At 39.6% G+C, this 26,008-nt stretch carries 22 protein-coding genes; 14 read left to right on the top strand and 8 right to left on the bottom strand.

Annotated features, from left to right (window positions below; translation table 11 throughout):
- Positions 1-20 precede the first annotated feature (20 nt).
- Positions 21-2,597, top strand: a complete 2,577-nt coding sequence (locus A9Y75_RS00865; RefSeq protein ID WP_071187356.1) for an endonuclease MutS2 — start codon at positions 21-23, stop codon at positions 2,595-2,597.
- Here the strand turns inward: A9Y75_RS00865 and A9Y75_RS28090 are convergent.
- Positions 2,585-2,755: a hypothetical protein gene (locus A9Y75_RS28090; protein ID WP_177176065.1), complete on the bottom strand. Its 171-nt coding sequence runs from the start codon at positions 2,753-2,755 to the stop codon at positions 2,585-2,587. The two genes, A9Y75_RS00865 and A9Y75_RS28090, sit on opposite strands and share 13 nt — an antisense overlap.
- A gap of 161 nt (positions 2,756-2,916) precedes the next feature.
- On the opposite strand from A9Y75_RS28090, the gene A9Y75_RS00860 reads away from it, so the two are divergent.
- From A9Y75_RS00860 to A9Y75_RS00845, 5 genes are all read left to right on the top strand, one after another.
- Positions 2,917-3,525 carry a DUF3038 domain-containing protein gene (locus tag A9Y75_RS00860; protein ID WP_071187354.1) on the top strand — a complete coding sequence of 203 codons (609 nt, stop codon included), beginning with the start codon at positions 2,917-2,919 and terminating at the stop codon, positions 3,523-3,525.
- 73 nt (positions 3,526-3,598) lie between these two features.
- A complete protein-coding gene (locus A9Y75_RS00855; protein ID WP_071187352.1) occupies positions 3,599-5,200 on the top strand; it encodes a DUF4335 domain-containing protein in 1,602 nt (533 codons plus the stop codon).
- A complete protein-coding gene (locus tag A9Y75_RS29210) occupies positions 5,197-5,703 on the top strand; it encodes a hypothetical protein (RefSeq protein ID WP_177176059.1) in 507 nt (168 codons plus the stop codon). The genes A9Y75_RS00855 and A9Y75_RS29210 overlap by 4 nt, the downstream gene beginning before the upstream one ends.
- Positions 5,704-5,821: 118 nt before the next feature.
- Positions 5,822-6,103: a YiaA/YiaB family inner membrane protein gene (locus A9Y75_RS00850; protein WP_071187350.1), complete on the top strand. Its 282-nt coding sequence runs from the start codon at positions 5,822-5,824 to the stop codon at positions 6,101-6,103.
- A 369-nt stretch (positions 6,104-6,472) separates the two neighbouring features.
- Positions 6,473-9,505, top strand: coding sequence for a pentapeptide repeat-containing protein (locus tag A9Y75_RS00845; protein WP_071187348.1), 3,033 nt, complete (start codon positions 6,473-6,475; stop codon positions 9,503-9,505).
- Between the two features lie 241 nt (positions 9,506-9,746).
- Here A9Y75_RS00845 and A9Y75_RS00840 read toward each other — a convergent pair whose 3' ends face one another.
- The 4 genes from A9Y75_RS00840 to A9Y75_RS00825 form a co-directional block, all read right to left on the bottom strand.
- Positions 9,747-10,199, bottom strand: a complete 453-nt coding sequence (locus A9Y75_RS00840; protein WP_071187347.1) for a ferredoxin — start codon at positions 10,197-10,199, stop codon at positions 9,747-9,749.
- Positions 10,200-10,201: 2 nt separating this feature from the next.
- The gene (locus tag A9Y75_RS00835; RefSeq protein WP_016949366.1) at positions 10,202-10,585 is read right to left on the bottom strand and encodes a DUF1257 domain-containing protein; all 384 of its coding nucleotides are present in this window, start codon (positions 10,583-10,585) and stop codon (positions 10,202-10,204) included.
- 39 nt (positions 10,586-10,624) lie between these two features.
- Positions 10,625-10,840, bottom strand: a complete 216-nt coding sequence (locus A9Y75_RS00830) for a DUF2997 domain-containing protein (protein WP_071187345.1) — start codon at positions 10,838-10,840, stop codon at positions 10,625-10,627.
- Positions 10,841-11,228: 388 nt separating this feature from the next.
- A complete protein-coding gene (locus tag A9Y75_RS00825; protein ID WP_071187343.1) occupies positions 11,229-11,630 on the bottom strand; it encodes a DUF2809 domain-containing protein in 402 nt (133 codons plus the stop codon).
- Positions 11,631-12,121: 491 nt separating this feature from the next.
- Between A9Y75_RS00825 and A9Y75_RS00820 the strand changes: the two genes are divergently transcribed.
- The 5 genes from A9Y75_RS00820 to A9Y75_RS00800 all read left to right on the top strand — a co-directional run bounded on the left by A9Y75_RS00820 (position 12,122) and on the right by A9Y75_RS00800 (position 17,316).
- Positions 12,122-13,762, top strand: a complete 1,641-nt coding sequence (locus tag A9Y75_RS00820) for an NYN domain-containing protein (RefSeq protein ID WP_071187341.1) — start codon at positions 12,122-12,124, stop codon at positions 13,760-13,762.
- A gap of 256 nt (positions 13,763-14,018) precedes the next feature.
- Positions 14,019-14,723 (top strand): SDR family oxidoreductase, encoded by a 705-nt coding sequence (locus A9Y75_RS00815; protein WP_071187339.1) that lies wholly within the window; start codon positions 14,019-14,021, stop codon positions 14,721-14,723.
- A 92-nt stretch (positions 14,724-14,815) separates the two neighbouring features.
- A complete protein-coding gene (gene hppD, locus A9Y75_RS00810; protein ID WP_071187337.1) occupies positions 14,816-15,919 on the top strand; it encodes a 4-hydroxyphenylpyruvate dioxygenase in 1,104 nt (367 codons plus the stop codon).
- A gap of 61 nt (positions 15,920-15,980) precedes the next feature.
- Positions 15,981-16,658 carry an HAD family hydrolase gene (locus A9Y75_RS00805; protein ID WP_071187335.1) on the top strand — a complete coding sequence of 226 codons (678 nt, stop codon included), beginning with the start codon at positions 15,981-15,983 and terminating at the stop codon, positions 16,656-16,658.
- A 451-nt stretch (positions 16,659-17,109) separates the two neighbouring features.
- Positions 17,110-17,316: a hypothetical protein gene (locus A9Y75_RS00800; RefSeq protein ID WP_071187333.1), complete on the top strand. Its 207-nt coding sequence runs from the start codon at positions 17,110-17,112 to the stop codon at positions 17,314-17,316.
- A 268-nt stretch (positions 17,317-17,584) separates the two neighbouring features.
- Here A9Y75_RS00800 and A9Y75_RS00795 read toward each other — a convergent pair whose 3' ends face one another.
- Both A9Y75_RS00795 and A9Y75_RS00790 read right to left on the bottom strand, forming a co-directional pair.
- On the bottom strand, positions 17,585-17,914 hold the full coding sequence (locus A9Y75_RS00795) for a hypothetical protein (RefSeq protein ID WP_071187331.1): 330 nt from the start codon (positions 17,912-17,914) through the stop codon (positions 17,585-17,587).
- Between the two features lie 205 nt (positions 17,915-18,119).
- The gene (locus A9Y75_RS00790; protein WP_071187329.1) at positions 18,120-18,521 is read right to left on the bottom strand and encodes a fasciclin domain-containing protein; all 402 of its coding nucleotides are present in this window, start codon (positions 18,519-18,521) and stop codon (positions 18,120-18,122) included.
- Between the two features lie 120 nt (positions 18,522-18,641).
- On the opposite strand from A9Y75_RS00790, the gene A9Y75_RS00785 reads away from it, so the two are divergent.
- Positions 18,642-19,586, top strand: a complete 945-nt coding sequence (locus tag A9Y75_RS00785; RefSeq protein ID WP_071187327.1) for a putative 2-dehydropantoate 2-reductase — start codon at positions 18,642-18,644, stop codon at positions 19,584-19,586.
- On the opposite strand, the gene A9Y75_RS29205 is transcribed toward A9Y75_RS00785, so the two are convergent.
- Positions 19,536-19,820 (bottom strand): hypothetical protein, encoded by a 285-nt coding sequence (locus A9Y75_RS29205; protein WP_143046335.1) that lies wholly within the window; start codon positions 19,818-19,820, stop codon positions 19,536-19,538. The two genes, A9Y75_RS00785 and A9Y75_RS29205, sit on opposite strands and share 51 nt — an antisense overlap.
- 131 nt (positions 19,821-19,951) lie before the next feature.
- Between A9Y75_RS29205 and A9Y75_RS00780 the strand changes: the two genes are divergently transcribed.
- Together A9Y75_RS00780 and A9Y75_RS00775 are read left to right on the top strand one after the other, a co-directional pair.
- The gene (locus tag A9Y75_RS00780) at positions 19,952-22,510 is read left to right on the top strand and encodes a dynamin family protein (protein ID WP_071187325.1); all 2,559 of its coding nucleotides are present in this window, start codon (positions 19,952-19,954) and stop codon (positions 22,508-22,510) included.
- Positions 22,511-22,565: 55 nt separating this feature from the next.
- The gene (locus A9Y75_RS00775) at positions 22,566-25,991 is read left to right on the top strand and encodes a virulence factor SrfB (RefSeq protein ID WP_071187323.1); all 3,426 of its coding nucleotides are present in this window, start codon (positions 22,566-22,568) and stop codon (positions 25,989-25,991) included.
- Positions 25,992-26,008 lie beyond the last annotated feature (17 nt).

Genomic DNA, 26,008 nt, shown 5'->3' with positions numbered 1-26,008 from the left:
TCAGATTAGACGTTGAAACCTTGATCCAATCTGAAACCTTAGAACTACTAGAATGGCAACGCCTCTGCCAGCACCTTTCCACCTTTGCGGCAACCAAGTTAGGGGCAATAGTTGCGCGTAACTTGCCAATCCCGGAAACCCAGACAGAAAGCCAAAAGTTGTTGGCTCAAACAAAAGAAGTCTACCAACTGGAAAGTCACCTTTCCCCAGGTTTGTCTTTTGAGGGAATTCAAGATATTGGCGATTCCCTAGAACGAGCCGAACTGCAAGGAATTTTATCAGGTGAGGAACTGTTAGCGATCGCAACTACCCTCGCGGGTACGAGAAATTTACGGCGTGTAATTGATAACCAGGACAATTTACCAATCCTGACTGAGTTAGTTTCCGAATTACGGACTTACCCAGAACTAGAACAGGAAATTCACCGCTGTATTGATGAACGCGCTCAAGTCACTGATCGCGCCAGTCAAAAAATGGGGGAAATTCGCATTGATTTACGGCGCATACGCAGCCAAATTACCCAAAAACTGCAAAACATCATTCAAGCCAAATCAGGTGCAGTTCAGGAACAACTGATTACTCAAAGGGGCGATCGCTTTGTGATCCCAGTCAAAGCACCGCAAAAAGACGCAATTCCCGGTATTGTTCACGACACTTCCACCAGTGGCGCGACTTTATATATTGAACCTCACAGCGTCGTCCCTATAGGGAACCAACTGCGCCAAACCATCAGAAAAGAACAAACAGAAGCAGAATCAATTCGCCGCGCCTTAACCGAACAAGTCGCCGCAGTTAAACCAGATTTAGAAAGGTTATTAGCCATTGTCACCACCTTAGATTTGGCAACAGCTAAATCTCGTTATAGTTTCTGGATAGGTGCTAATCCTCCTCGCTTCATTAATCGGGAAGAACAAGAAATTATCACCTTGCGGCAACTGCGTCACCCGTTGTTAGTTTGGCAACAGCAGCATGAACAAGGAAACCCAGTCGTTCCCGTCGATTTACTCATCAGTCCCAATATTCGGGTAGTGACAATTACAGGCCCCAATACTGGCGGGAAAACAGTAACGTTAAAAACCTTGGGATTAGCGGCTTTGATGGCGAAAGTGGGTTTATTTGTCCCCGCCCGCGAACCAGTAGAAATGCCTTGGTTTGACAAAGTCTTAGCTGATATTGGTGATGAACAATCTTTACAACAAAGTTTATCCACATTCTCAGGACATATTCGCCGCATTAGTCGGATTTTAGAAGCATTAGAGGTAGGGGCGAAGCATTCGGAAAATAGCCTTTGCCAAAAACCGATAATTGATCGCCCGAATGCTTCGCCCGTACAGGAGTCAGGAGTCAGGAGTCAGGAGGAAGAGGAAGAAGAAGGAATAAAACTACCAATCACCAATTACCATATGCCTAACGGCAGGCTACCGCCAACACCAATTACCAATCACCAATCACCAATCACCAATTACCAATCCCTCGTTTTACTGGATGAAGTTGGGGCAGGTACAGATCCGGCAGAAGGTAGTGCATTAGCGATCGCTCTCTTGCAATATCTCGCCAATCATGCCCAACTCACAATTGCCACCACCCACTTCGGTGAACTCAAAGCCCTGAAATACGAAGATGAGCGATTTGAGAACGCTTCCGTAGAATTTGACGAAAGTACTCTCTCGCCAACTTATCGGCTGTTGTGGGGCATTCCTGGACGCTCTAACGCTTTAACTATTGCCTTACGCTTAGGGCTAAAACCGGAAGTAGTCGCAGAGGCTAAAACCCAAGTGGGAGAAGCCAGCGATGAAGTGAATCAGGTGATTGCCGGTTTAGAAGCCCAACGCCGTCGTCAAGAAACCAAAGCCGCTGAAGCCCAAGAATTGTTACGCCAAGCAGAAAAGTTATATAAAGAAGTTTCTCAAAAAGCCACAGCTTTAGAAGAGAGAGAAAAAGATTTGCGTGCTTCTCAGGAAGTAGCAGTACAACAAGCAATTACCCAAGCTAAAGGAGAAATTGCCCAAGTAATTCGCCGTTTGCAAAAAGGCACACCCACAGCCCAAGATGCCCAGCAAGCAACCAGTGCGTTAAATCAAATCACCGAAAAATATCAACCAGCACCACCACCCAAACCCAAACCTGGGTTTATGCCTAAAATAGGCGATCGCATCCGTATTCCCAAATTAGGACAAACCGCCGAAGTAATCACCGCCCCTAATACAGATGGTGAGTTAACTGTCCGCTTTGGAATCATGAAAATGACGGTGCAATTACCAGACGTAGAATCTCTAGATGGGCAAAAACCAGAACCCATCATTAAAGCCAAACCAGCCCCAGCCGTAGTCACTCCACCACCAGCACCAGTCCCAGCCATTCGCACTTCCAAAAATACCGTAGATTTGCGCGGAAAACGGGTAGCTGATAGCGAATATATTTTAGACAAAGCCATTTCTGAAGCTGATGGACCTCTCTGGATTATTCACGGACACGGTACTGGTAAGCTCAAGCAAGGCGTTCACGCTTTTCTACAACAGCATCCCAGAGTTAGCCACTATGAACCAGCCGAACAAGCTGATGGGGGCAGTGGTGTCACTATTGCTCATGTCAAATAGGGAACAGGGAATAGGGAACGGGTAACAGGGAACAGGGAGATGGGAAGACGCGGAGACGCGGAGACGCGGAGACGCGGGGAAAAAGAAGAATTATGTATTCCCTGACCAATGACCAATGACCAATGACCAATGACCAATGACCAATGACCAATCCTCATTAACTTCTCATATTGAGAAAAGAAATTTTCATTTAGAGTAAAACAAAGAAAACTGCTGTTTACCAAACTGATTCAAAGCTAACTATGGGAAACCAACTTTTATGCTGAAGGGTCTGTTTCCAAAAGGGTAACAGCAACAGCCTCTATTCGCCTGATCACCTATGCTAAAAGTTATGCACTTGGCCGCCAAATCAGCCACACCAAACTCCCACTGGGAAGATCTAAACCACTTTCCAGCCGCCAACTCAGTTCAATGGGACAATATCAAAACCCAGTTAGACTTGGTGCTGTTATCTCTAGAAACTTTAACTGGCATTGGTTCTGAGGCTATGCTTTCGGCGGCAATTAATCTCAATTTAGAGTCAAAAGTTCCAGATCGCGTAGCTTTATGGCGATTGCGTCAGTCGAATCCCTTACGCAAAGGTCAAGGAGGTCGAAAAAATCTAGATGTAGAAGAAGCGCGATCGCTAGTTTTGATTAGCTGTTACCTCGCCAAACAGCACCAGGAATTAATTCGTCGTGGTGTGGGTCTATTAGAACAAATAGCCGCAAAAAACCAGAAACCTCATCAGATTGCTTTACTGGGCGATTATATTGATACTTTCTGCAACACCTATCAAGAACGCATGGAAGAAGATGAAAAAATCTCTACCGATTCGCTGACCCACTTAGCATTAAAACTGCTCGTAGATTTACTTTTTTATAGCGCTCCTAATGGACACCGCCGCCTGTGGTTATCACTCATAGACCGTTCCACAAAACAATTTTAGATTTTAGATTTTAGATTTTCAAATACTAATCCAAAATCCAAAATTCCCCTTTGTCCCCATTGCAATTTTTGCTATGCCTCGCTCAAATTCTGTAATTCGTCGCTACACGCCCCCTACTTGCACATTAGAAATCTGGGCGCAAAGCTCACCTTTATCTCGTTGGATGGGTCAAACTGTTCTCAAACAAATACGTTTTGAACTCCACTTTGATGATCCAGGACTACCAGAAGAACTCAAAGTGCCAATTCAGGGCGATCGCGATCAACTAGAAGTTTTGTGTAATGTAGTCACAACCTACGTTCAACAACTCCTGCAAAAATCAGCAGATAGCTTTTGTCTGACTTTCTTAGAACCGCAAAACTCTAACACCACATCTGACCAGCCCCAATTAGACGATGTTCCCCCCACTTCATCATCGTCACCCAAGACCGTAAACTCATCTAGTATGGGGATTCTAGAAGCAACAATTTACCTAGAATCTAGTGGCAATTTAACTCATAAACTATTTCTCGGTTCCCTTGCTAACTCAACATCAGGCCCTGTAATTCAACTCTCTCTATTGCAACTATTTGATTTGGCAACAGCTTTAGATGAATACTCAGCTGATGTCATAGCACTACCAAATCTTAATAGTGAGAGTTCTGTTCCCAGTTTGGTTTTACCCACTTGGACACCTGTGGCGGCAATGATGGTACTAGCTGTGGGTTTAACTCCTTTAACTTGGCAATATGCCAACAGCAATAGGCAACAGCAACAGCAAACCGCGAAAACAACAACTTCAGCATCTGAAAAAGTAGCTATTGAACCTTCACCCACTCTGAACTCAACCTTTTCCCAACCAGCACTAACTCCTCCTGGTAATTTGCCTTCTCCTCTTCCTACTAGTGCTTCGTCACAAATACCCAGTTTAGATTCTATCCCGCCACTTCCTAATTCCACTGTAGACCCACCGCCTCTCTCTTTCCCCAATTCAACTGTTCAGTCCACAGCTAAAACATTACCGAAAAATGCACTCACAAGAGAGCAAACTACAACACCAGCCCTTTCTTCCAATCTCCAGATTCCATTACCAACAACACCCAATTTTCAACCAAACGCTACAGGGGTGATTAACCAAAGTGGAATTACTCTCCCCACCCGTGAAATTTTGCCTTCTAGTAATAGCAATAGTATCTCCACAATTCCTCAGTCTCTGACTTCCATACCCAATGACTCTCAGAGTCAAACTTCTCCCCAAATATCTTCTCCACTAGACACACCGCAGGTAAATAGCGGCATTAATTCCCCTGAGACCAATCCTGCTGTCACCAGTGAGGCTAATGTGGTCGCCAAATTGCGAAATGCAACCAAAACTCCTTTACCTACACAAGGAACTTCCAACACCACATTGTTTGATATCCCTCAAGTGGCAGAAGCCAGGGAATTTCTACAAAAGACTTGGCAGCCACCTAATGGATTTTCGCAAACACTAGAGTATAGTTTGATGTTGGGTGTTGACGGCTCTGTTGAACGCATTCTGCCATTAAATCGAGCCGCGAGAGAATACGTAAACACCACAGGTATTCCAGAAATTGGTAAAGCTTTTGTTTCTACTAATAAATCAGGGCAAAATATCAGACTGCGAGTAGTTCTCAGTCCCGATGGTAAGGTGCAAACTTTTCCAGAAACACCATGAGGAGACGCGGGGACGCGGGGAGGGGAAGACGCGGAGACAGTGGGACGCGGAGACGCGGAGACGCGGGGAAAATTAAGAATTCCCTGTTCCCTGCACCCTGCACCTGCCCCCTGCCTATTTATTCCCTGTTTACGAATTACGAATTACGAATTACGAATTACGAATTACGAATTACGAATTACGAATTACGAATTACGAATTACGAATTACGAATTACGAATTACGAATTACGAATTACGAATTACGAATTACGAATTACGAATTACGAATTACGAATTACGAATTACGAATTACGAATTACGAATTACGAATTACGAATTACGAATTACGAATTACGAATTACGAATTACGAATTACGAATTACGAATTACGAATTACGAATTACGAATTACGAATTACGAATTACGAATTACGAATTACGAATTACGAATTACGAATTACGAATTCATAATTTTTATGCCACTTGCCGAACTGGTACAAAATTTTCAGCAGCATTTGCTTAATTTGATGAATTTTTAACTCCAGTTATTAAGTACAGTTGCGGAACTGGTCAGTTACTATTGCCACTTGTTTCGACCACTTCATAAAATTGTGCTTATAGTACTTAGTTAGGGGTGAGTTATGCAAACAATTGGCCCACAAAAAGATAGTAATGCTTGGATTATTCAAACCTGGGCAGCTTTTATTATGTCTATTTCTATGACAGGTTTTGGCATTGTCAATTTACCTGTAGATAATTGGGTAAAAGGCTTTATGGGTATGGGTTTAGCTTTTTCTGTAGGTTCAACTTTCACCTTGGCAAAAACCACTAGAGACTTACACGAATCCAGAAGGCTAACTTCTAGAATTGATGAGGCTAAAGTTGAGAAGTTACTTTCACAGCATGATACCTTACTCAAATAAATCAAAAAATACTAATTTTAGAGGTTGTTTGAAAAGTCTAAATTATTACAGCCCTGGCGACTAGAAGTCGCGGCTATACAAACTAAACCCGCCTGCGCGGGTTAAAAATCCCATTTTTTCATTAGTCCACGGAGGTGAACTTTGCCTGTGTAGTAGCGTTCGCCCTTGGCGTTGCGGAGCAATATTATATTCGCCCAAAACTTTTTAAACATCCTCTTAGATTCGAGTATATTAGGGTGTGTTAACGACAACGTAACGCACCCTAAAAATTTGCTTAGTTTTTTAAACTTATTTTTATAATTTGGTGCAGCGAATTAGTAGTAAAATTAATTACTAAATATTTTTACTACAGCAAATTTGTATAACTAAATGGAAGTTCTTAACATTAAGCAGACTTGGCAAAAACTAACTGGAGAGAAAATTGAATTAGGTGGAGAAATTACTGGAGCCGTTGCGGGTTTAGCCACAGCATTTGGTTTGTTTTCTACTGTTCCTTTTGTACCAGCAGCAACCGCTGGTCTACCATTTATTGTACTAGCAGGAAAATGGTTACAGTCAATATCAAATAATAGAAAGAGCAAGTTAGAAGAATGGGTAGATCTTGCTGTTCCTATTGCTTATATTAGCAGTTTTGATAATTTAGTGAGAGAGAATTATTGGTTAGAGAAAAGATTTAATAATGCTGCATCAGGTGTAGAGATACAACAAGAAATTACTGAATTAGGAAAACTACAATTAGATGCAGAATTAGCAAAACAGGCATTAACTGATTTTACCGAATCACATTTAGGCTTAATTTTAAAACGGCAGTTATCTATTTATTTAGAAAAAGCTGGAATTGATAAATACACAGCAGAAATTATTACAGGTTGGGTGGGTTGGGGAACTCTAGAATGTATCGCAGAACTAATCAGCCAAGAAATCAAAAGTAAATCAAGTTTGTCTGAGATTTTAAACCAGAATCTTATTGCAGCACAAGAAAAAATCAAAAATACTAAATATAGTAAAATTAACTCTTATCTCCAGGATCAAATTTCACCTGAGTCTAGCAATGATAAAATTAAAAAACGTTGGCAAATCTTAGGTGAAAAAGACTTGACTATTCCCGATCTCTATGTACCTCTGCAAGCTAAACTGCTAGATAGTAACGGGAAAGTGATAGAAAATGCCAATCCTAAACAAAGTCCAGTGATTTTAGAAAAATGGGTTAGAGATTTATTAATTAATCCTGATTCTCAGCAACAAAAGCAGGTGATGTTTATCCAAGGGGGTCCAGGTAGAGGTAAAAGTGTATTTTGTCGGGTGTTTGCAGAATGGGTACACCAAAACTTACATCCTGTTTGGACACCGATTTTAATTAGATTACGAGATATCAGCACTTTTGAAAACGATATTAAACAGACTCTCCGCACAGCAGTGAATGCAGATTTTGCTCAGGGTGATGATAGTTGGTTAACAGATGCTAATACTAGATTTTTATTTTTGTTGGATGGGTTTGATGAGTTAAGAATGCAGAGAAGTTCTACCAAAGGTATAGAAGAATTTCTCAAACAAATCGGTGGTTTACAAGAAAGTTGTGATAGTAATTCCCAAATGGGACATCGGTTTTTAATTACGGGGAGAGAATCAGCTTTACAAGGAATTGAAAGATTTATTCCCCATAATTTAGCTAGGGTAGAAATATGTTTGATGAAAGAAGACGATCAAGAAGAATGGTTAAAGAAGTGGGGAAATAAATTTGGTGAAGATAAATCTCTAGCTTTTAGGAATTTTCTGAAATCCAATAACTGTCCCGAACAGGTAAAAACCTTAGCACAAGAACCCTTATTACTGTATCTGTTAGCAGCAATGCACCGAGATGGAGAAATAACAGATTCCATGTTTGCTGGAGTTAGTAGTAATCAAGCAAAAATAACGATTTATCAAAAGACTGTAGATTGGGTATTAACAACACAGCGTTCTGAAGTATTGAATCGAGACATTACTGCTTTAGAAACAGAAGCTTTAAAAAGGATTTTAGCTGAAGTTGGGTTATGTGTAACTCAAACTGGGGGAGAATATACTTTAATTAAACATATTGAGGAAAGGCTAAGAAGTGATGAAGATGCAAAAGAAATCCTCGAAGATGCACAAATAAAATTAGGTGATAACCCACTAAGAAATGCTCTCGCAGCATTTTATTTAAAGTCAGCTTCTGCTAATGGAGTTAAAGAAGGAGCAGTAGAATTTGTTCATAAAAGTTTTAGTGAATTTTTATTTGCTCAACGTTTACGAAATAGTTGTAAACAATGGATTGCAGGAGAAGAAAAAAATCAACGCTGGCGGTTTAAGCTTGCTAAAAAACAACTAGAAGAAGAAATTTATGACTTATTAGGTTATGGTGGACTGACAGGGGAAATTGTCCAGTATTTAATAGGGTTAATTCTGCCTGATAGCGGTGAGCAATTGACATCAGAGGAGTTGCAACGATTATTTACTAGGTTGCAAGATTTTTATTATGACTGGTGTGCTGGTAAATTCATCAATGCTTACAGAAATAACTTAATTGATGAAGAATATCAAGAAAATTTGCCCCAAAATAAAATGATGCAGTTACACAAATATGGTGTAACAATAGGACTACGAGAAGTTGATATTTATACTGGGCTAAATGTTTTAATTCTCCTGTTTAAATTACATGATTATGCTCGCGACAAAGATGAGTTAAAAGACGAAATCTCATTTCATCCCTGTCAGAATTTAAATGAATTTGACAAGCATTTATTTTATCGCATCATTAGTTATAGCAACACAAGTAAGATTGGTGATTTCGTCAACATAGTAGGTAAACACCTCAGTAGCGCAGACCTCAGTAGCGCAAACCTCAGTGGCGCAAACCTCATTTGCGCATACCTCATTCGCGCATATCTCAGTAAGGCAGACCTTAGTCGCGCATACCTCTCTAGCGCAAACCTCAGTGACGCAAACCTCAGTCACGCAGACCTCAGTCACGCAGAACTCTTTAGCGCAGACCTCAGAGGCACAAACCTCAGTGGCGCAGACCTCAGTCGCACAAAGCTCTTGAACGCAAACCTCAATCGCGCAAATCTCAGTGACGCAGACCTCAGTGGCGCAGACCTCAGAGGCACAGACCTCTTTAGCGCAGACCTCAGAGGCGCAAACCTCAGTACCGCATTACTCAGCCAAACTCAAGGTTGGGAAGAGTTGTTGCACAAGCTGCAATTATACCTAAAAGCCATTGTTGTTACTGAAGCTTTTCATTCACGCGCAAACCTCAGTGGCGCAAACCTCAGTGGTACAAGAAATCTACTTCCAGACCAAGTGAAATTAGCTAAAAACTGGGAAGAAGCAAATTATGATGATGATTTTCGTGTTCAGTTGGGTTTAACTTCAGTTGACTAAATGCAAAAAAGGCTGGTAATATCACCAGCCCCATAAAATGTTAATTGCTTGATATTTAAATTTTAAGATTGTTTATCTCGTTCCCAGTCTCCAGACTGGGAATGCTTTGATAGAGTCTCTGACTCGACTAAAACGGAAGCCTGAGTCTTCCTGGAATTCATTCCCATACAGAGGGAACGAGAAAAAAAAGGCTGGTAACAACACCAGCCCGATAAAATGTTAATTGCTTGATATTTTAATTTTAAGATTGTTTCTTTTTTAACTTTTGCTTCTTCCGGCGTTTTTCAGTAGCAGCTACAGCGTGTTCCACTGGATAACCAACTACAGGAATGACTTGAAACTTGCGGTCTTCTTCTAGATTTTTCAGTTCCGTGTAATCAACCCAGTGAATACAATCAACTGGACAGGTATCTATCGCCTCTTGAACTACCTCTTCTACATCTCCATCTTGGCGAACTACGCGCGATCGCCCATAATCTGGTTCAATATAAAAGGTATTACGGGCAACATGGGCGCAATGCTTACAACCAATGCAGGTAATTTCATCTACATAAACGCCCTTTTGCCGCAGCACACCCCCTAGTTCCGGCTCTAAACCAGAACGTTCAAGCTCGTCTCGTAAAAAACCCCCTAATTCTGGCTCTAAACCGGAACGATTATTTTCTGCTTCTGGTGACTGCGGCAAATCAGACATGATTAACTCCAGCGCTGTACAACTAGACGAATCGAACCATCTTCATTTTTTTGTTGTTCGGTCACTTGAAAACCGACCCGCGCAGTTTCTTTCACCACTGCTTGGTAAGCATAACGTTGGGTTACTTGGCGCAAAAATCCATCTACAGACAAATTTTGCTGCCAATATTGCAAATCAGCTACCAATTCGTATTCTTTGCCATTCCATCTAAAACCGATATCATAACCATTTTCCTGCTCAATGGAAACTTCAGCAGGATGGGTTTGGCCACGATAACCGCGTACTTCTTGTGGGCCTGGCTTCCAGTCTATACCCAAGTCAGTGAGCGCGTCTTTCAAGGATTCAAGGTTACGGATTTGAGTTTTGATTTGGCTAAAGTGTGACATGGTGGTTGTGAATGAATGACAATAAACTAGTTGGAAAACTTACCATTCGCTAAACGCGGTTTGCGTATTCGCTACACCAGATTCCTGCACATTATTATTGGTGGCGAAAAATTCTGAGGTTGGCTCCTGATTCAGTACTTGTCCCAGCTGCGCCTCTATGGCTGCCGTTACTTCAGCACAAGAAGTCCCTATAATACCCGTGACTTTCTCTTGTACCCGACCGTCTGGATAAATTATGAATTCTAATGTCTCCATGCTCTGAAAGCCAACCTCGATAGTACTCTTGAACTTTACTGCTTTAGTAGAGTTGCTGAAAATCTAGCCGCAGGAACAAATCAGATACAAACTTGCCATTTGTTAACTAATGTTCCATCTTTCGCAATATATATTTCAGAATCTTTACAAAAATTATTATTTTTATAAGCAGGTACGTCTGTTATTAGTAAGTTTCCCTTAACCTGATGAATTAGTCAAGGTCAATATCGCTGAAGAGAACTATCTGTAAAAACTCTTAAAAATCAGGATTGCAGCCTATAGAGAGATAAAGGAGAATATAAAAAAAATAGTAAAGCTTATTGAAATAATTTATCATTACCATTGGACTAAAACTATCGCTAAGAAGCAAAGTTATCGGTAAAACGACTTATTTTAGCTTTGCTCCCCGAACTATCAGCCGCAACCACAGCCATCCTAACCCACTACCAATAAAATAATAGGGAAAATCTGCCCAAGTGAAAGCAGTACCGATTAACATTTTTCCCCACCAAAATGAACGTACCCAATTTAAAAATGGTGGATGCCACAATTGTATAAACTCCAACGAGCAAGTAATTATAAATACCCATATAGGGATTTGCCAAACTGCTCGGCGAGTGGGAATAAACACAAAGGCGAACAAGCACCAAAATATCTCATAGAAAATCCCTCCTACCTCTTGGTTCAACCACCAAATAGAATAGCGATAGTGGCTGTATAAAAGTCCAATGGGGAGAATAATAGCCAGAGAAAGAATAGAACGCCTGCGAATATTTGTAAGTAGTGGCATTATTTCTGGTGGGTACTAGCGAACATTAAAGTTCTAAGTTCTAGGTCTTGGTAATTGGGGATATTTCCGTCTTGTCCTCTGCTTCCTCTGTGCTATGCCTCAGTCTCCTGTATTTAATACAACCAAATAAGTTTACTTTAATTTTCATCCAATCCTATATTCCCGAATTTGGTGAATTAGATACCTTTATTGTGGTAAAAGTTATCTGGGGCGAAAATATGCACAGTTAAGTATTGGTTAAGGAATTTTACTGATCTTCAGTTAGTTTCTGCACTCGATCTAAAATGAGTAATATCTTGTCTGGTCAATCACTCATAACATATTTATGGGTAATTGGTAATATGTAATTGGTAATAATTATATTTCCATGATCAGTTGCCCATCACCTATTACCAGTTTGATCGATAGTATAAGTATTCAAGCCGACACGATATAAATTACCAGCTTTAATAGTGATTTCCGCCAGGATGCCTTACTCTAATGTATGAGCCATGCCAAATAATGAGCGATCGCTGACTACCTATAATTCTGCCTTGTTAACCCAAATTGCCGCTCATGTCTGCCAAGCAATCATTGCTATTCAACAACAGCAGCCAGAATTATTATTGGAAAAGTATAGAAAAGTTCAATGGCAAAGTAATTCTAATCAATCGGCTTTGAGCGCAAAGTTTACCGCATTACTCAGCCAAACTCAAGGTTGGGAAGAGTTGTTGCACAAGCTGCAATTATACCTAAAAGCCATTGTTGTTACTGAAGCTTTTCATTCACCAATCTTATTAGAACTAATCACCAAGATTCGGCAACTCAATCCTGTAACATCTGCATTCAACGGGTCATTACATCCTACATTTGTCCCATCTTTACAGCAAGTAGGAATAGCCGTTTTACTTTTAGATGCCGAAAATTTACAAATTAATAGCAATACAGAAAAGTTTTTCACAACAATTTGTAATTGTCCAATTCAAGTAAAAATTGCCTTTGCTAATTGGAGTAATCGCGGCAAGCTAGATGTAGAATTACATGAACGCGGTTATGATTTGATTCATGTTCCTGCTGGTAGAGACAATGCAGATGGGAAAATGATTGCTTTTGGCTCCTCAATTCATGAACGCTATCCCAATGCGAAAGAAGTTTTGGTTTGCTCATCAGATAAGGTGATGACTAATTTATGCAACAATTTACAGCAACATGGATTAATAGTATATCAAGTTAGTCAGCATGGAGAAAATATCAATTTATTCAATAGCTTTACAGGAGAAACTAAAACCCATTGCGTTAAACCTTTACCAGAAATACCTTCGTTACTTCAGATCCTCAAAGTCTTAATTAACGATGAAAAAGAATCGACTGGAAATCAATGGGTGAAGGTTTCTAAGGTATTTCAGTTACTGAATACCAAACACAAAATTAATATGAGTCAAGTGATTGCTACTCATTTACCTGGGAAAAAACCCAAAGATATTTTTACTCGTTATCCTGCTGATTTTGTAATTCATAAAGTTGATGATTCATCTGATTTTTATGTGACAGTTTTTGATAAAAATCTAATTGAGGTTGGGGATGATGAAGCCGACAATACATTAAATAATCACAACGATATAATCACGAGTATTGATTCCCAAGCTGATTTAGAAAAAGCGCTTCATGGAATTCTAGAAACATTAATTAAGCAATCTGTTAATGAATACGTTGATGTGAGCATTTTAGGTAGTAAATTTAATCAGGAATATGGTAAAGCCATTACTAAGCAACTAAAAGAATTACAGATTAGTGGTAGTTATATACAATTTTTGCAGTTTTGCAGTGGTTTCCAACTCAGGCAAAAAGGAGCAAAATGGGAAATAAGTACATCTAAGAGGAGTAATAGTCAGGGATTTTTATCTAGTATAAATACTTCAGCAGATTTGGAGTCAGCAATTAAAAAAATACTGGAAGAGTTAACAAAAAACCATCCTCAGAAATACATTGATATTAGCATTTTAGGCACTAAATTTAATCAGGAACATGGTAAAACCATCACTGAGCAAATCAAAGAATTAAAAATCAATACTACTTATATGAAGTTTTTACAGTCTTGCAGTTCTTTGCAGCTAAAGCAAACAGACAGAAAATGGGAAGTAGCTATACGTTAAATCCCAGACGCGGAGACGCGGAGAAATGGAGACACGGGGACGCGGAGAAGGAGAGACGCGGGGACGCGGGGACACGGGGATGCAACTTGAATGATTTGATTATTAGCTTATATACAGCAGGTGACAGAATCGAAAGTCTTGTTGTGTCTAGGTTTGATTAATGGCTTACGCCGTGCGTTAGCACTACAGTTAATATCCTAAGTACCTTGGCGGTTGCTATACTAAAAATGGTTTGTAAAGAAATGTAAATATTGTGATGCAGGATAAAGTCGTTGTCATTGTCGGTGCTACGGGCGGTATTGGTTCAGCCTTAACTCGGAAACTTGCGCCCACAGGAGCTAAGTTGGTACTAGCAGCTAGAGACGCAGTAAATTTCGCAACATTGGCGGATGAGTTATCAGGGGAAGTGTTGACAGTTCCCACAGACATTACTCAACCCCAACAGGTAAAGGCATTAATACAAGCAACTATGGACCAGTTTGGTCAAATCGATGTTTTGGTAAATGCGGCTGGTGCAGGTGTCCTTAAACCTTACAACAGTATAGAACCAGGCGATTTAGATAGGATGCTGGATCTAAATTTAAAAGGCAGTTTTTACACCACTCAAGCTGCGGCTGAAGAGATGCAAAAACGTAAATCTGGTCATATCTGTAATGTGGTGGGAATTCTAGGAAAGCATTCGATGTCAATGGCTGCGGCTTATTCTGCTTCTAAGTTTGGCGTTGTTGGTTTTAGCAAGTGTATGGCGGAAGAACTTAAGCGTTTTGGAGTCAAGTTCACCCTGTTCTACTTTGGGGGCATAGATTCTTCTTTCTGGGACAATGTGAGTTTAAAGGTAGACCGAAAAAAAATGCTCAGTTGCGAAACTGCTGCTAATGCCATTTTTTATGCGTTATCTGCCGAACCTCAAGCTGTACCAATGGAAATTAATATTCAACCGGATAGTCACCTATTTTTCTAAGTTCATGATTATTGCTGAGGGAATAGATGAAAATCTAGTATAAAAGGCACAATTGACTGTATATAAGCTGTTGCGCTGGATTTTCAGAGATTATGCTCCAAATTGATCACGTTCACTTTTATGTAGAAGATGCCCAATGGTGGCGAGATTGGTTTGTCAAGTATCTGGGGTTTCAATCGGTAGTGAGTTCAATTTTCCCTACTCTTGTTGATCGGGGGAAATCGTTTCATACTTGCACGGAAGTTGTCAAAAATGGCAATGTCTATTTTTTACTATCTTCACCATTGTTACCCACCAGTCCGGTAGCTGAGTTTTTGCGTCATCACCCCCCAGGTGTGGCAGATGTGGCTTTTCTGGTGACAGATGTAGAAACGGTGACAGCAAGAGCTTCTGCAAACGGTGCTAAAGTCTTGCAACCTGTTCAAGATGAGATATCCATCAAATTCGCCAAAATTGCGGCTTGGGGTGGGTTGACTCATACTTTGATGGAAAGACAGGAAGTAAAAGCAAAGGATGGGGAGAAAAATCTTTCACCAATCCCCAATTCTCAATTACACAAGACTTTTTCGGGTATAGATCATGTGGTTCTCAATGTGAAAGTCGGTGATTTACAAGCTGCTGTGAGTTGGTATGAAAATATTCTCGATTTTCAACCCCAACAAAGTTTTAAAATTCAAACCAATCGCTCGGCTTTGTCCAGTCAGGTGATGATTTCTGCCAATGGTGGCGTACAGTTACCGATTAATGAGCCGGCTTCACCTAATTCGCAAATTCAGGAGTTTCTAGATGTGAACAGGGGGGCGGGAATTCAACATATTGCTTTACGCACGCCTAATATTGTGAGTGCGATCGCTCGTTTTCGGGCTGCTGGTTTATCTTTTCTCTCTGTCCCCCAAACCTATTACTCTCAGCTACAAGAGCGTTTAGAGGTTCCTCTGTCACCTTCTGAACTGCAAGCGATCGCACAACAGGAAATTTTGGTAGATTGTCAAAAAGATGCTCCTTTAGGGGCTTTACTATTGCAAATTTTCACCCAGCCGATTTTTTGTGAGCCGACTTTTTTCTTTGAGTTCATTGAACGTCGTTCCCAAGCCCAAGGTTTTGGGGAAGGAAACTTTCGCGCTTTATTTGAAGCCATTGAAAGCGAACAAATTAAACGCGGATTTGTCAGTCATAGGATTTCAAAAAATACCTGATATCAAATTTGTATCAACCAATGACTGAGATAATGTTCATAAAAATTCCCATTATTTACTAATGCTGAGACTAATTACTGATTTCGACGGACCGATTATGGATGTTTCTGAGCGGTACTATCGTGTTTATCAATTGTGCTTGGACAAAACCCGATATGCTGATCAAGTAGTGACAGAACTTTCTAAACCGGAATTTTGGCAACTCAAGCGATCGCACACCCCCGAAAAGCAAATTGCCTTACAATCAGGTTTAGATGCAGAACAGGCACAACAATTTTCTCTTCTCCGCAAGCAAACAGTACATACAGAACCTTACTTTGAGTATGATACCCTTGTTCCTGGAGCCGAAGCAGCCCTCACCAAAGTTCAAGAAGCTGGGATTGATTTGGTAGTGATGACGATGCGTCGCGTGCGGGAACTGGACTACGCTTTCAATAAATATAATTTAGGTAGATTTTTTCCAGACAATCGCCGTTATTGTCTCAGTAACGACTATGTAAAAACCCGTGACATTGAAGATAAACCCCTATTGATGGCCAAAGCATTAGCGGAACTTCCCCCTGCTGCTGATACTTGGATGGTGGGGGATACAGAAGCCGACATCACCGCTGCGAAAAGACATGGTATTAAAGTAATGGGCGTAGAAAGTGGAATCCGCGATCGCAACCAATTAGAACTTTACCAACCAGACTTAATCGTTGAGAATTTGAGCGCCACTGTAGATTTAATTCTCTCTTAGTATGAGCTTGTAGTAAGGGCTTTAGCCCTTATTCTAGGACGCGCTACGCGTAGCTTGCGTCCCCGGTACACTGTCTTACTTAGCCGAACATGATATTAGACGGAATTCTAGCAGTTCCGTCTGTAAATTATTTGCACTTTTGTACTTATTGCTGATCAAATAAATTGCTAGTGCAGCATGGCAAAAATAACTAACCAGAGAGATTCAACTCAAAAGCTTGTGAAATATGCTTTTTAATTATTAATTGTTAATTCCCAGAACGCTGTACTAGGTTGAATATTAGGAATAATTTCTAGAAAAAACTCTATTAATTATGTCTATGTGATTGATATCAAAGTCTTGATTTACGAGATTTTATTTGGAATCATGATAAATAAGATTACTTGAAATCAAGTCGAATCTTACTAATGAGTTGCAAAAAACTCACATAGAAATATAAGGAGGAATTCTCATGGCTAATATCCAAATTTCTAAACTGCTTCCTGCTGGTTATGAATTATTTAATGATGCTGCCGGCTTTTTGGATGAACTAGCTACTCAGGAATTGCAATCTGTTGTTGGAGGTGGTCATCATTCTTGCCATAATCACCACAAACGCAAATCCCGCCATGACTCATACAACAACCACAGCAACTATAAATCTCAATCTTGGTGGTAAGTAATTCATCAATTACAAAGAATAGCCGTTAGTTAACAGCTAATCATATCAATAGGGAGAGTAATTTTTGATTACTCTTCCAGTTTTTTCTATGTCCTACTTACTATAGGACTTACGCAAGATTGAACTCAAAACCTGATTATTGCGTAGGGGTAATTCATGAATTACCCATACTTCCGTTCTGTTTTGCGTAAGTCCTGTACTCAATAAATTGTATTTTTGTCGTTCTTCTCTACGAAGCACTTTGGGAAGTCTGTTCGTAAAATTCCTACTTCCAGCGATAAATTAATTGTTGAGAATTTATCCGCCACAGAATTGCAGCTACATTAGTCAACAAACAAGTAACTGCCAGACCCAGTAAAATATAAGTTGGTAACATCACCACACCAATAATAAACCAAGTATAAACGTGCATAATCATGATGAAAGCAAATATACTGGCAAATCCTACAGCTTGCCATACTTGAACTATTGGGCGGTTGATGAATGTGAGGATAAGTGTTAACAATGTGGCGAGTACGTTCGCAGGAACAAGGAATGCACAAATACCTGCACAGTTTGTACGAGAGAATTCAGCTAAAGTTTGGAAATCAAGCATTAATTTGTGGTAGGTAAGATTAGCTTATTATTAATTTAAAATTTAATTTAAAATTTAATTCTAAATTTTATTTATTTAACTATACTTAGAGTATCATGCAAAGTGATTAATCACATGATTTTTTTACATAATTTAAAGAATTCATAAGAATTCACCTGACTAAAATTTGTAACATATCTGGTGGGCAGCACCCACCATAGCTGAATTAACCCATCAAAATTACAGTATCGATAACGTGAATTACACCATTATCAGCGGCAATATCGGCTGCTAAAACTGTGGCATTTTTCACTTCAAAACCATCATCACAATTAATTTTAATCGGGGAACCTTCCACAGAAGTAACCGTACCCAATTTTGCTAAATCAGCCTTGGTCAGCTTTCCGGGAACAACATGATAGGTTAAAATCCGTGCTAACTGAGGAATATTTTGTAATAAAGTTGTAATTGTGCCAGGGGGTAACTTAGCAAAAGCATCATCAGTTGGTGCAAACACAGTGAATGGACCAGGACTTTTTAATGTTTCCACTAAACCAGCAGCTTGGACAGCTGCCACCAAAGTTTTAAACGAATCATTACTAACTGCAATATCAACAATATCCGCCATTGATGTCACCTCGTATCTGCCAAAGGTTCTAAAGAATAGTAAATCATGTTTAACTTTTATTAAAAAAAATCCTGGTACAATATCCTCTGATGATTTTCTTAAGATTTGTTTATAGATGAAATGGGTAATCGTACATACGCCGTTTTGGGAACTGGTGCATTAGGCGGTTTTTATGGCGCTAAACTGCAAAAAGCAGGTAATGAAGTCCACTTTTTGCTCAAAAGTGATTACTTAGAGGTGAGTCAACATGGTTTAGTCATAGAGTCTAAAGACGGTGACTTTACCCTCCCCCAAGTTTTCGCCTACAGTGACGTAGAAAAAATGCCTCGCTGTGATGTAGTAATAGTAGCGCTAAAAACGACACAAAACTACTGCCTACCGCACATATTACCACCAGTGATCAAGGATGATGGAGTGGTGTTGGTATTGCAGAATGGACTGGGCATAGAAGAAGAAATTTCTCAAATTGTCGGAAATGTTAGAATTATTGGTGGTTTATGTTTTCTTTGTTCCAACAAAGTTGCCCCAGGACATATTCGGCATTTAGACTACGGACAAATTACCTTGGGTGAATATACATCTAACTATAATCCCACAGGAATTACAGAAAAAATGCAGCAAATTGCTGAGGATTTTCAAAATGCGGGCATATCAATAGAACTAGCAGAAGATTTGCTGTTAGGACGTTGGAAAAAACTAGTTTGGAATATTCCCTACAACGGATTATCTGTAATTCTTAATGCCAGAACCGATGAATTAATGGCAGATATTCACACTCGTCAGTTAGTTGAACAGTTGATGTATGAAGTAGCATTAGGGGCGAAAAGTACAGGGCGTTCAATTCCTGAAAGCTTTATTCAAACAATGCTTTCTTACACTATCAAGATGAAACCCTACCGCACCAGCATGAAAATTGATTTTGATGAAAGTCGTCCTTTAGAAGTAGAAGCAATTTTTGGCAACCCATTACGAAAAGCCGAAACTGCTGGTGTAAATTTACCGCAAATTCGCTCTTTATATCAGCAGTTGAAGTTTTTGGATACGAGAATAATTCGTAATTCGTAAACAGGGAACAGGGAACAGGGAACAGGTAATTCTTAATTTTCCCCGCGTCTCCGCGTCTCCATCTCTCCATCTCTCCATCTCTCCATCTCTCCATCTCTCCATCTCTCCATCTCCCCGCGTCTCCGTGTCTCCATCTCTCCGTGTCTCCATCTCCCCGCGTCTCCGTGTCTCCATCTCTCCATCTCTCCGTGTCTCCATCTCCCCGCCTCTGCGTGAGAAAAAAATGTAGTTCATTCACATTAAAATTCCTGTAAATCCTGCTTTTTTTCCGGTAAATGAGTTCATCTGGTTGCAAGAAGAGTGGAGATTTACATTTTTTGTGTTATAACCCTCACAGAAAATGAACTAAGGCAGACGACTACTCTATGGAACCAGACAAGCTGGCCCGGTTTAAAGAGTACGGTGAATTTATCCTCAGGAAAATTGACTCAGTACCCCAACGTCCTTCCCAACAAGAAGATTGGGTTCCTACTAGCCTCGATGATTGTTTAATGCGCCTGCGGGAGGCTGCACAGAAAACTATAGAACTGGCTACCTCACCCGTTAAAATCGGCGTTATGGGTGAATTCAGTAGCGGTAAAAGTTTGCTGCTGGGTAGTCTGATTGGCTATGCAGATGCTTTACCCGTCAGCGAAAATCCCACAACTGGGAACGTTACTGCTATTCATATTAAGCCCCAAGATGGCTTTGTTACCACCAAAATAGATAATTACACGGTGGAGTATTTATCTCATGAAGGGGTGAATGAGTGTTTACACTTCATGTTGGGGGAAGCAAACCGCCGCGCTACTGCCGCCGGACTTCCACTGTTACAAGTCTCCAAAATCAAAACTGGCAAAGATATTTCTATCTGGTGTGAGGAAGCCTGGAAAAGCTCAAGTAATCTAGAGTTACGCTATTTGCTGCGAGAGTTGGTGTTATTTTTGCGGGCTTATCAAGCTTATGGTGAGGCTCTATGTAGTAGTCATTATCACATTGATGCCGCTACAGCCCATGAGGGATTACAACTAACGGAAATGCCCATGGCTATCCAAACTCTCAAATTTGAGGATTTACCTCCAGCCCATATCCGGTTACCAAGTGCGCCCCAAAGACTACAAACGCAATTATTACAAAATAGCTTTCTCCTGATTCGCCGTGTTGATATTGAGGTGAAAATATCACAGGAAATTTGGGATGTAAATGGTGCTGAAGAATTTGTGCTGTTAGATTTTCCCGGCTTGGGGGCGGCGAATTCCGGTGCAAGGGATACCTTTTTGTCACTGCGGGAATTGGCGCAGGTACAGACGATTCTAGTGTTGCTCAATGGTAAATCACCGGGGAGCGATCGCGCTAATAAAATCTTCACGATGATGCAGCAGCAACGCCCAGGACAAGATTTAAAAGATTTAATTCTTGTTGGTGTGGGACGTTTTGACCAATTACCGCTAGATAGTGAAGGTGGCGAAAGAATACTGGATTTTCTAATTGAAGATCATCTCAATTCTCAACCTTTGCAGACAGATATAGTTTTCCAAAAATTGAAAGTTTTACAAACTATTATTGATGGGGCGGAAGCTTTTACTAGCCAAAAAGACCGCATCGTTTTATTATCCCCATTGTTAGGATTAGCTGAACTAGCAAAACGTTCGACAACAGTTAAAGCTGGTTCGGAAGAATTTATTGCTAACTTAGATTATCCTGATTATCTAGAACGGTCGAAGCGAATACAACAAAAATGGGGTAAATTAAGCGAAAGGTTGTTAATAACTGAGACGCGGAATACTCTAGGTAGACAGTTAGGTTATTTTGCCCAAGATGGCGGTATTAGTAAACTGCGAGAATTGATTCAAAATCATGTAGCTACACATGGTTTAAAGCAATTATATGAAGATACTCGGAGGGCGGCTGATGTAGTCCGTCAGCAACAGGAACAGCTAAAAGATATCATTGAAGAAATTCACGAACAAGGTATCCCCACAGTTGATAATCCGGCTTTAGTTGAATTGCGGTTAGGAATTGAAAGTTTAGATAAAGCTTATAGAAACTTTCAAAAAGATTTGGGTAAAGAACCACTCAAAGATCGGCGGGGAGTTGTTGTCAGTGATGTAATTAAAGACGAATTGACTTATCGAATTCTCAATTGGAGTCAGTGGACTTTACTATTTAATAAATCCCAAAATGGGACAATTGCTTTAGCAGAATCTAAAGGCGCGGCGGGGAAATTATTTGACCGAGGAAATAGGATTAATAATTCCTTACCTACAAAAAGTGATGACTTTTATCCAGAGTTTGAAAAGACCATTAAAGAACTGGAAGATTTTGCCCGCGATCGCATTCGTCAGGCAGTGGTAGACTTGTTAGGTAAATTAGCCAGTCAAGTAGTTTTAGAACGGGAAAATTTACAGAACATTCTCAAGCCAGAAATCGAACAATTTATTGAAGAAAGGTTTGGAGTAGAAGCAGCAGACTTATTTTATAAACTCCTCTTAGGATGCGATCCTAATCAATGGAAAGAAGCAATTATCTTAGAAATCAACAGCCAAGATAAAGCGATTTCACCAGAGATGATGTTTCCCCTAGCGCGACGAGATGAGAAACACAACATTGGGCAAATTTTTGATTGGTCGCCAGATAAAAACCAAAATTCACCTCGTGCTGCTAATCATCAAATGTTTGTTTTACGTCTGCGAGATGAAATCACAGCCAGCGCCAGTCTTCATCTTGTCCAATATGTCAGCGAAGTAAATCAGCAAGTTAATGCCGAATTAGAAGGGATTTTGGATCAAATTATTCCCAGTTTACAAAATCTATCTAAAAAAGAAGAATTACTCCGATATATTGCAGCAGGAGACGCGCCTCCTGAGTTAGCAATTCCCACTTGGTTACAGATTCTTTCAGGTATTGCTGAAATTAAGGAAAGTGATACCTATGAGTATCTTTAATAGACAAAATTACACCAGAGATAATTTTCCCAATGACTAATAAGGAACCTACATAATGCCTGTGGAAATTAGCCTTCCACCTCGTTATCAACTGCGTGTTAAAGACAATCAAAGTTTGGATTTACCTGCTATTCAAATTGTGGCAGCTAATAGCAATATTCCGCATATTTCTCGCATTATCTGCACCGTCAGAGGGACACCAACGAAACTAGCCGCAGAAATTCAACAAAAATATAAACACTTTAACTCGTCTACACCTAAAAAAATCTCTAACTTATGTCAACTAGGTCAATATCCTTATCAGTTAGAGGAACCTATAACAGAAGTAGTAAACTGTACTTTACAGGTAATTGTTGAGTATTTTGATTCTAATGCTACCGGAAATCCAATTTTATCTATCCGCAAGCATCTTAGTGTTTCCTGTAATCTTTGGTTTTCACCAGATTTTCAAACAATAGCAATGGATACGCCCATGAACCCTTTTGAATTAGATACTTATCTGAATAAATTAAGTCAGCAATTGAGTGAAAAATTGAACGAAAAATCTAAAAAAAGATTTCCAGGTTGGTTTGCTTTAGATTTTGGGACTTCTAACTCTACAGTTACACTTTTCGATCCTATTGAAGTTCCAATTGCGGAAATTTTACCACGAGAACAAGAACTCCGATTACGTCAACGTTTAGCAGAATGGTTAAATTCTCCTGTCATTTCTGCTTTACCTGATGTAAGTGTGGGTGAATGGGAAAAGTTTATTGCTAATATTAGCAAAAATTTAGAAATTGAACCAGAACAGTTAAGTGAAGTTTTTGAAAGTGATAACAAAGAGCAATTTTTAGAAGCTATTCGCCAAATCGAATTATGTTTAGGAAACAGTGACAGATTTCGTCGTGCTGTCAGCAAAAAACTTTATCAAATCTATCATGAAGTCTTTCGTGTCCCGACTTTAGAATCACAGAATTTAATTCCTATAGTTTTAGATATTGACAGACGAGATACAGAAATTCCCAGTGAAATGGAAGTATTGCAACTAGCGCCATTAAAGTTGGGAATGGGTAGAGAAGCAAGAGATAATCGAAAAAAAGCGATCGCATACGGTGCGTCAAAGACAAACCCGCAAGGTACAACTACTTCTGTTAAAGAAATTATTAGCCGATTTCACCACTCCCCCAAACGCTACTTTGGTCAAAATCGCACTTTTCCGGTAATCATAGATGGGGAAGAAGAAAATATTCAAGTTAATCAACTAATTCAAGCAGCTTGGGCGCATTTAATCGAATTAACTGAAGATTATCGCCAACGCGCTAGACGCAGATTTTCTGAAGGAGATTTATTAACAGCAGTTGTCACATACCCGACAGTAGCACCTCCAGTAGTTCGCAAAGAAGTTAAACAACTGGTGGAACAATTGGGAATTGATGATGTGCAAACAGCCTATGATGAAGCTGTATCTGTGGCCATATTCTTTTTATGGCGAGAATTTGGGGGAAATTTAAATATTGGGATCGAATCTTTTAAAACTCGCTGTCGCCAAAATGGGAATAAATGGTCACAAAATGTTTTAGTTTTGGATATCGGCGGTGGGACTACAGATTTAGCTTTAATTGAACTAACATTAGAAGATAAAACTCCATTTTTTGCTGATAATGAAGACCGAGGTTTAGGCGGACGTTACTATAAACTCACTCCTAAATTATTAGGTTCTTCTGGGCATTTACAATTAGGTGGTGAATTAATCACTTTACGAATTTTCCGGCTTTTAAAAATTGCCCTGGCTGATTTTCTTTTAACAGCATTAACTAATGGAGACATCGAAAGCGATAAATTAGATGATTTAATTAACTCTGAATTAAATGAACGCTTTTTAGAAGAAGGTAACTTTAAAACTGGCAGTTTATTGAAATGTGTAGATAAAGAAAATCCCGAAGGTGACGTTGCTTTCAAAGATGCTTTAGATACAGCCGAAAAAGTATTACCAACCCGCTGGCAACAAGCACCCCAACGCTTACAAACATTTTACACACTTTGGGATCATGCCGAAGCTGCTAAACTCAAATTAGGACAAAAACCACTCAGTGACGGTTCTTTATTTGTGTTTACTCTTTCTGAACAACAAATTAGTGAACTACTCGCCCAAAGTGGAATTAAATTTCAAGTTATCATTCCTGATGCTATTTCTCTGACAATAGATAGTCAGCAATTTGAACGCAGTGCAGTTTCACCAATTAAAGAAGCAATTGGAATTGCAAAAGGACTAATGGAAAGTCGCTTAGATTCTGGAGATAGTCAAAAAGTAGATTGGTTAATTCTCTCTGGCAAAACTTGCAATCTTGACTTGGTACAAAATCAAATTTACCAAGAATTTAGCAAATCTCCCTTTTTTGTTTGGAACCCAGAACGAATTACTTTTGTTTTAGAATTTACCAAACTTGCTACTTCTGCGGGTGCTTGTTATGCCGAAAAGTTACGCCGATTAAGATTTGATCCTGAAGAATCAAAAAGTCTACTGCGTAAAGGTGCAAACCAACTAGAGATAGATGTTAAAAACCTATTTTATTATTTACCTTGTAACTTCAAACGTAAAACCCAAAGTAACGAACTCTTAGGAATATTTAACGCTGGACAAGAACTTTATCAACTTGCAGCAGGGGAAAGCGTCGCTAAAGTTCGTACTCATTGGCAAGGTATACAATTAACAAATATTATCTATCGTCAAGACTATGAAGATGGAGATTTACGTCTCTGGGGTAGCTTTGATGGGAAAACTTTAATGGAGAAACTAGGAATGGAAGAAGCACAGTTTCTCAAACAAATTAAAGTTCAATTTGAAATTGATCAAACTCTACAATTTAGCGTTTTGCTATGTCAAGGAAATCCACATTATTTAATAGATGTTGCTGGTATTGATGTCAATTACGCTATATCAGAAGATTTAGAATCATCAGATTTATTCGCTGATGGTAAATTAAAGTGGAATATTGCCGTTGAAGGTTACTATAAAGACTTAAATGATGGTGATATTGCTATCAATGTTTTAGAGTCAGCAACAGTTGATCTACCAAATGCCTATCATTTAGTATTTGCAGTTGATAATAATGAAAATAAACGACTAGAAACATTTCATTATTTACAAGATGGTGTAACGGAAGCGGGAAAAGGTTTAATTAGTAATGCTTTACCACCTTTCCCCCAAAGTGGACAACACACTTTCTATGTTTACCAAACGGATAGCGAAACTAATACAAAAAAATGGATACGCATTGGTTCACTGAGTAAGCCAGATATTACTACAGATTATCCCTGTCAATATCATATTACTCTCGACAACAAAGGTATATTGCGAATGCACGCTGGTGAAGTTCCCTACTGGACATCACACCATCAAGAATGTCTCCAACAAGAAGGATGTGTTTATCGTGCAGAACTGGAATTACAACCCAATGAAGTTGATAAAGAACGCGATCCTTTTTGTGGAATACATTAAAGTAATTCGTAATTCGT

Origin of the sequence: Trichormus sp. NMC-1, from assembly GCF_001858025.1 — a bacterium.
Lineage (GTDB): Bacteria > Cyanobacteriota > Cyanobacteriia > Cyanobacteriales > Nostocaceae > Anabaena.
This window is presented reverse-complemented; position numbering and strand designations above follow the sequence as displayed.

Bases quoted from the DNA above. Each gene is read 5' to 3' on its own strand.
- A9Y75_RS28090 (WP_177176065.1), bottom strand. From the start codon at position 2,755: ATGAGGATTGGTCATTGGTCATTGGTCATTGGTCATTGGTCATTGGTC.
- A9Y75_RS00860 (WP_071187354.1), top strand. From the start codon at position 2,917: ATGCTAAAAGTTATGCACTTGGCCGCCAAATCAGCCACACCAAACTCC.
- A9Y75_RS00855 (WP_071187352.1), top strand. From the start codon at position 3,599: ATGCCTCGCTCAAATTCTGTAATTCGTCGCTACACGCCCCCTACTTGC.
- A9Y75_RS29210 (WP_177176059.1), top strand. From the start codon at position 5,197: ATGAGGAGACGCGGGGACGCGGGGAGGGGAAGACGCGGAGACAGTGGG.
- A9Y75_RS00850 (WP_071187350.1), top strand. From the start codon at position 5,822: ATGCAAACAATTGGCCCACAAAAAGATAGTAATGCTTGGATTATTCAA.
- A9Y75_RS00845 (WP_071187348.1), top strand. From the start codon at position 6,473: ATGGAAGTTCTTAACATTAAGCAGACTTGGCAAAAACTAACTGGAGAG.
- A9Y75_RS00840 (WP_071187347.1), bottom strand. From the start codon at position 10,199: ATGTCTGATTTGCCGCAGTCACCAGAAGCAGAAAATAATCGTTCCGGT.
- A9Y75_RS00835 (WP_016949366.1), bottom strand. From the start codon at position 10,585: ATGTCACACTTTAGCCAAATCAAAACTCAAATCCGTAACCTTGAATCC.
- A9Y75_RS00830 (WP_071187345.1), bottom strand. From the start codon at position 10,840: ATGGAGACATTAGAATTCATAATTTATCCAGACGGTCGGGTACAAGAG.
- A9Y75_RS00825 (WP_071187343.1), bottom strand. From the start codon at position 11,630: ATGCCACTACTTACAAATATTCGCAGGCGTTCTATTCTTTCTCTGGCT.
- A9Y75_RS00820 (WP_071187341.1), top strand. From the start codon at position 12,122: ATGCCAAATAATGAGCGATCGCTGACTACCTATAATTCTGCCTTGTTA.
- A9Y75_RS00815 (WP_071187339.1), top strand. From the start codon at position 14,019: ATGCAGGATAAAGTCGTTGTCATTGTCGGTGCTACGGGCGGTATTGGT.
- hppD (WP_071187337.1), top strand. From the start codon at position 14,816: ATGCTCCAAATTGATCACGTTCACTTTTATGTAGAAGATGCCCAATGG.
- A9Y75_RS00805 (WP_071187335.1), top strand. From the start codon at position 15,981: ATGCTGAGACTAATTACTGATTTCGACGGACCGATTATGGATGTTTCT.
- A9Y75_RS00800 (WP_071187333.1), top strand. From the start codon at position 17,110: ATGGCTAATATCCAAATTTCTAAACTGCTTCCTGCTGGTTATGAATTA.
- A9Y75_RS00795 (WP_071187331.1), bottom strand. From the start codon at position 17,914: ATGCTTGATTTCCAAACTTTAGCTGAATTCTCTCGTACAAACTGTGCA.
- A9Y75_RS00790 (WP_071187329.1), bottom strand. From the start codon at position 18,521: ATGGCGGATATTGTTGATATTGCAGTTAGTAATGATTCGTTTAAAACT.
- A9Y75_RS00785 (WP_071187327.1), top strand. From the start codon at position 18,642: ATGGGTAATCGTACATACGCCGTTTTGGGAACTGGTGCATTAGGCGGT.
- A9Y75_RS29205 (WP_143046335.1), bottom strand. From the start codon at position 19,820: ATGAACTACATTTTTTTCTCACGCAGAGGCGGGGAGATGGAGACACGG.
- A9Y75_RS00780 (WP_071187325.1), top strand. From the start codon at position 19,952: ATGGAACCAGACAAGCTGGCCCGGTTTAAAGAGTACGGTGAATTTATC.
- A9Y75_RS00775 (WP_071187323.1), top strand. From the start codon at position 22,566: ATGCCTGTGGAAATTAGCCTTCCACCTCGTTATCAACTGCGTGTTAAA.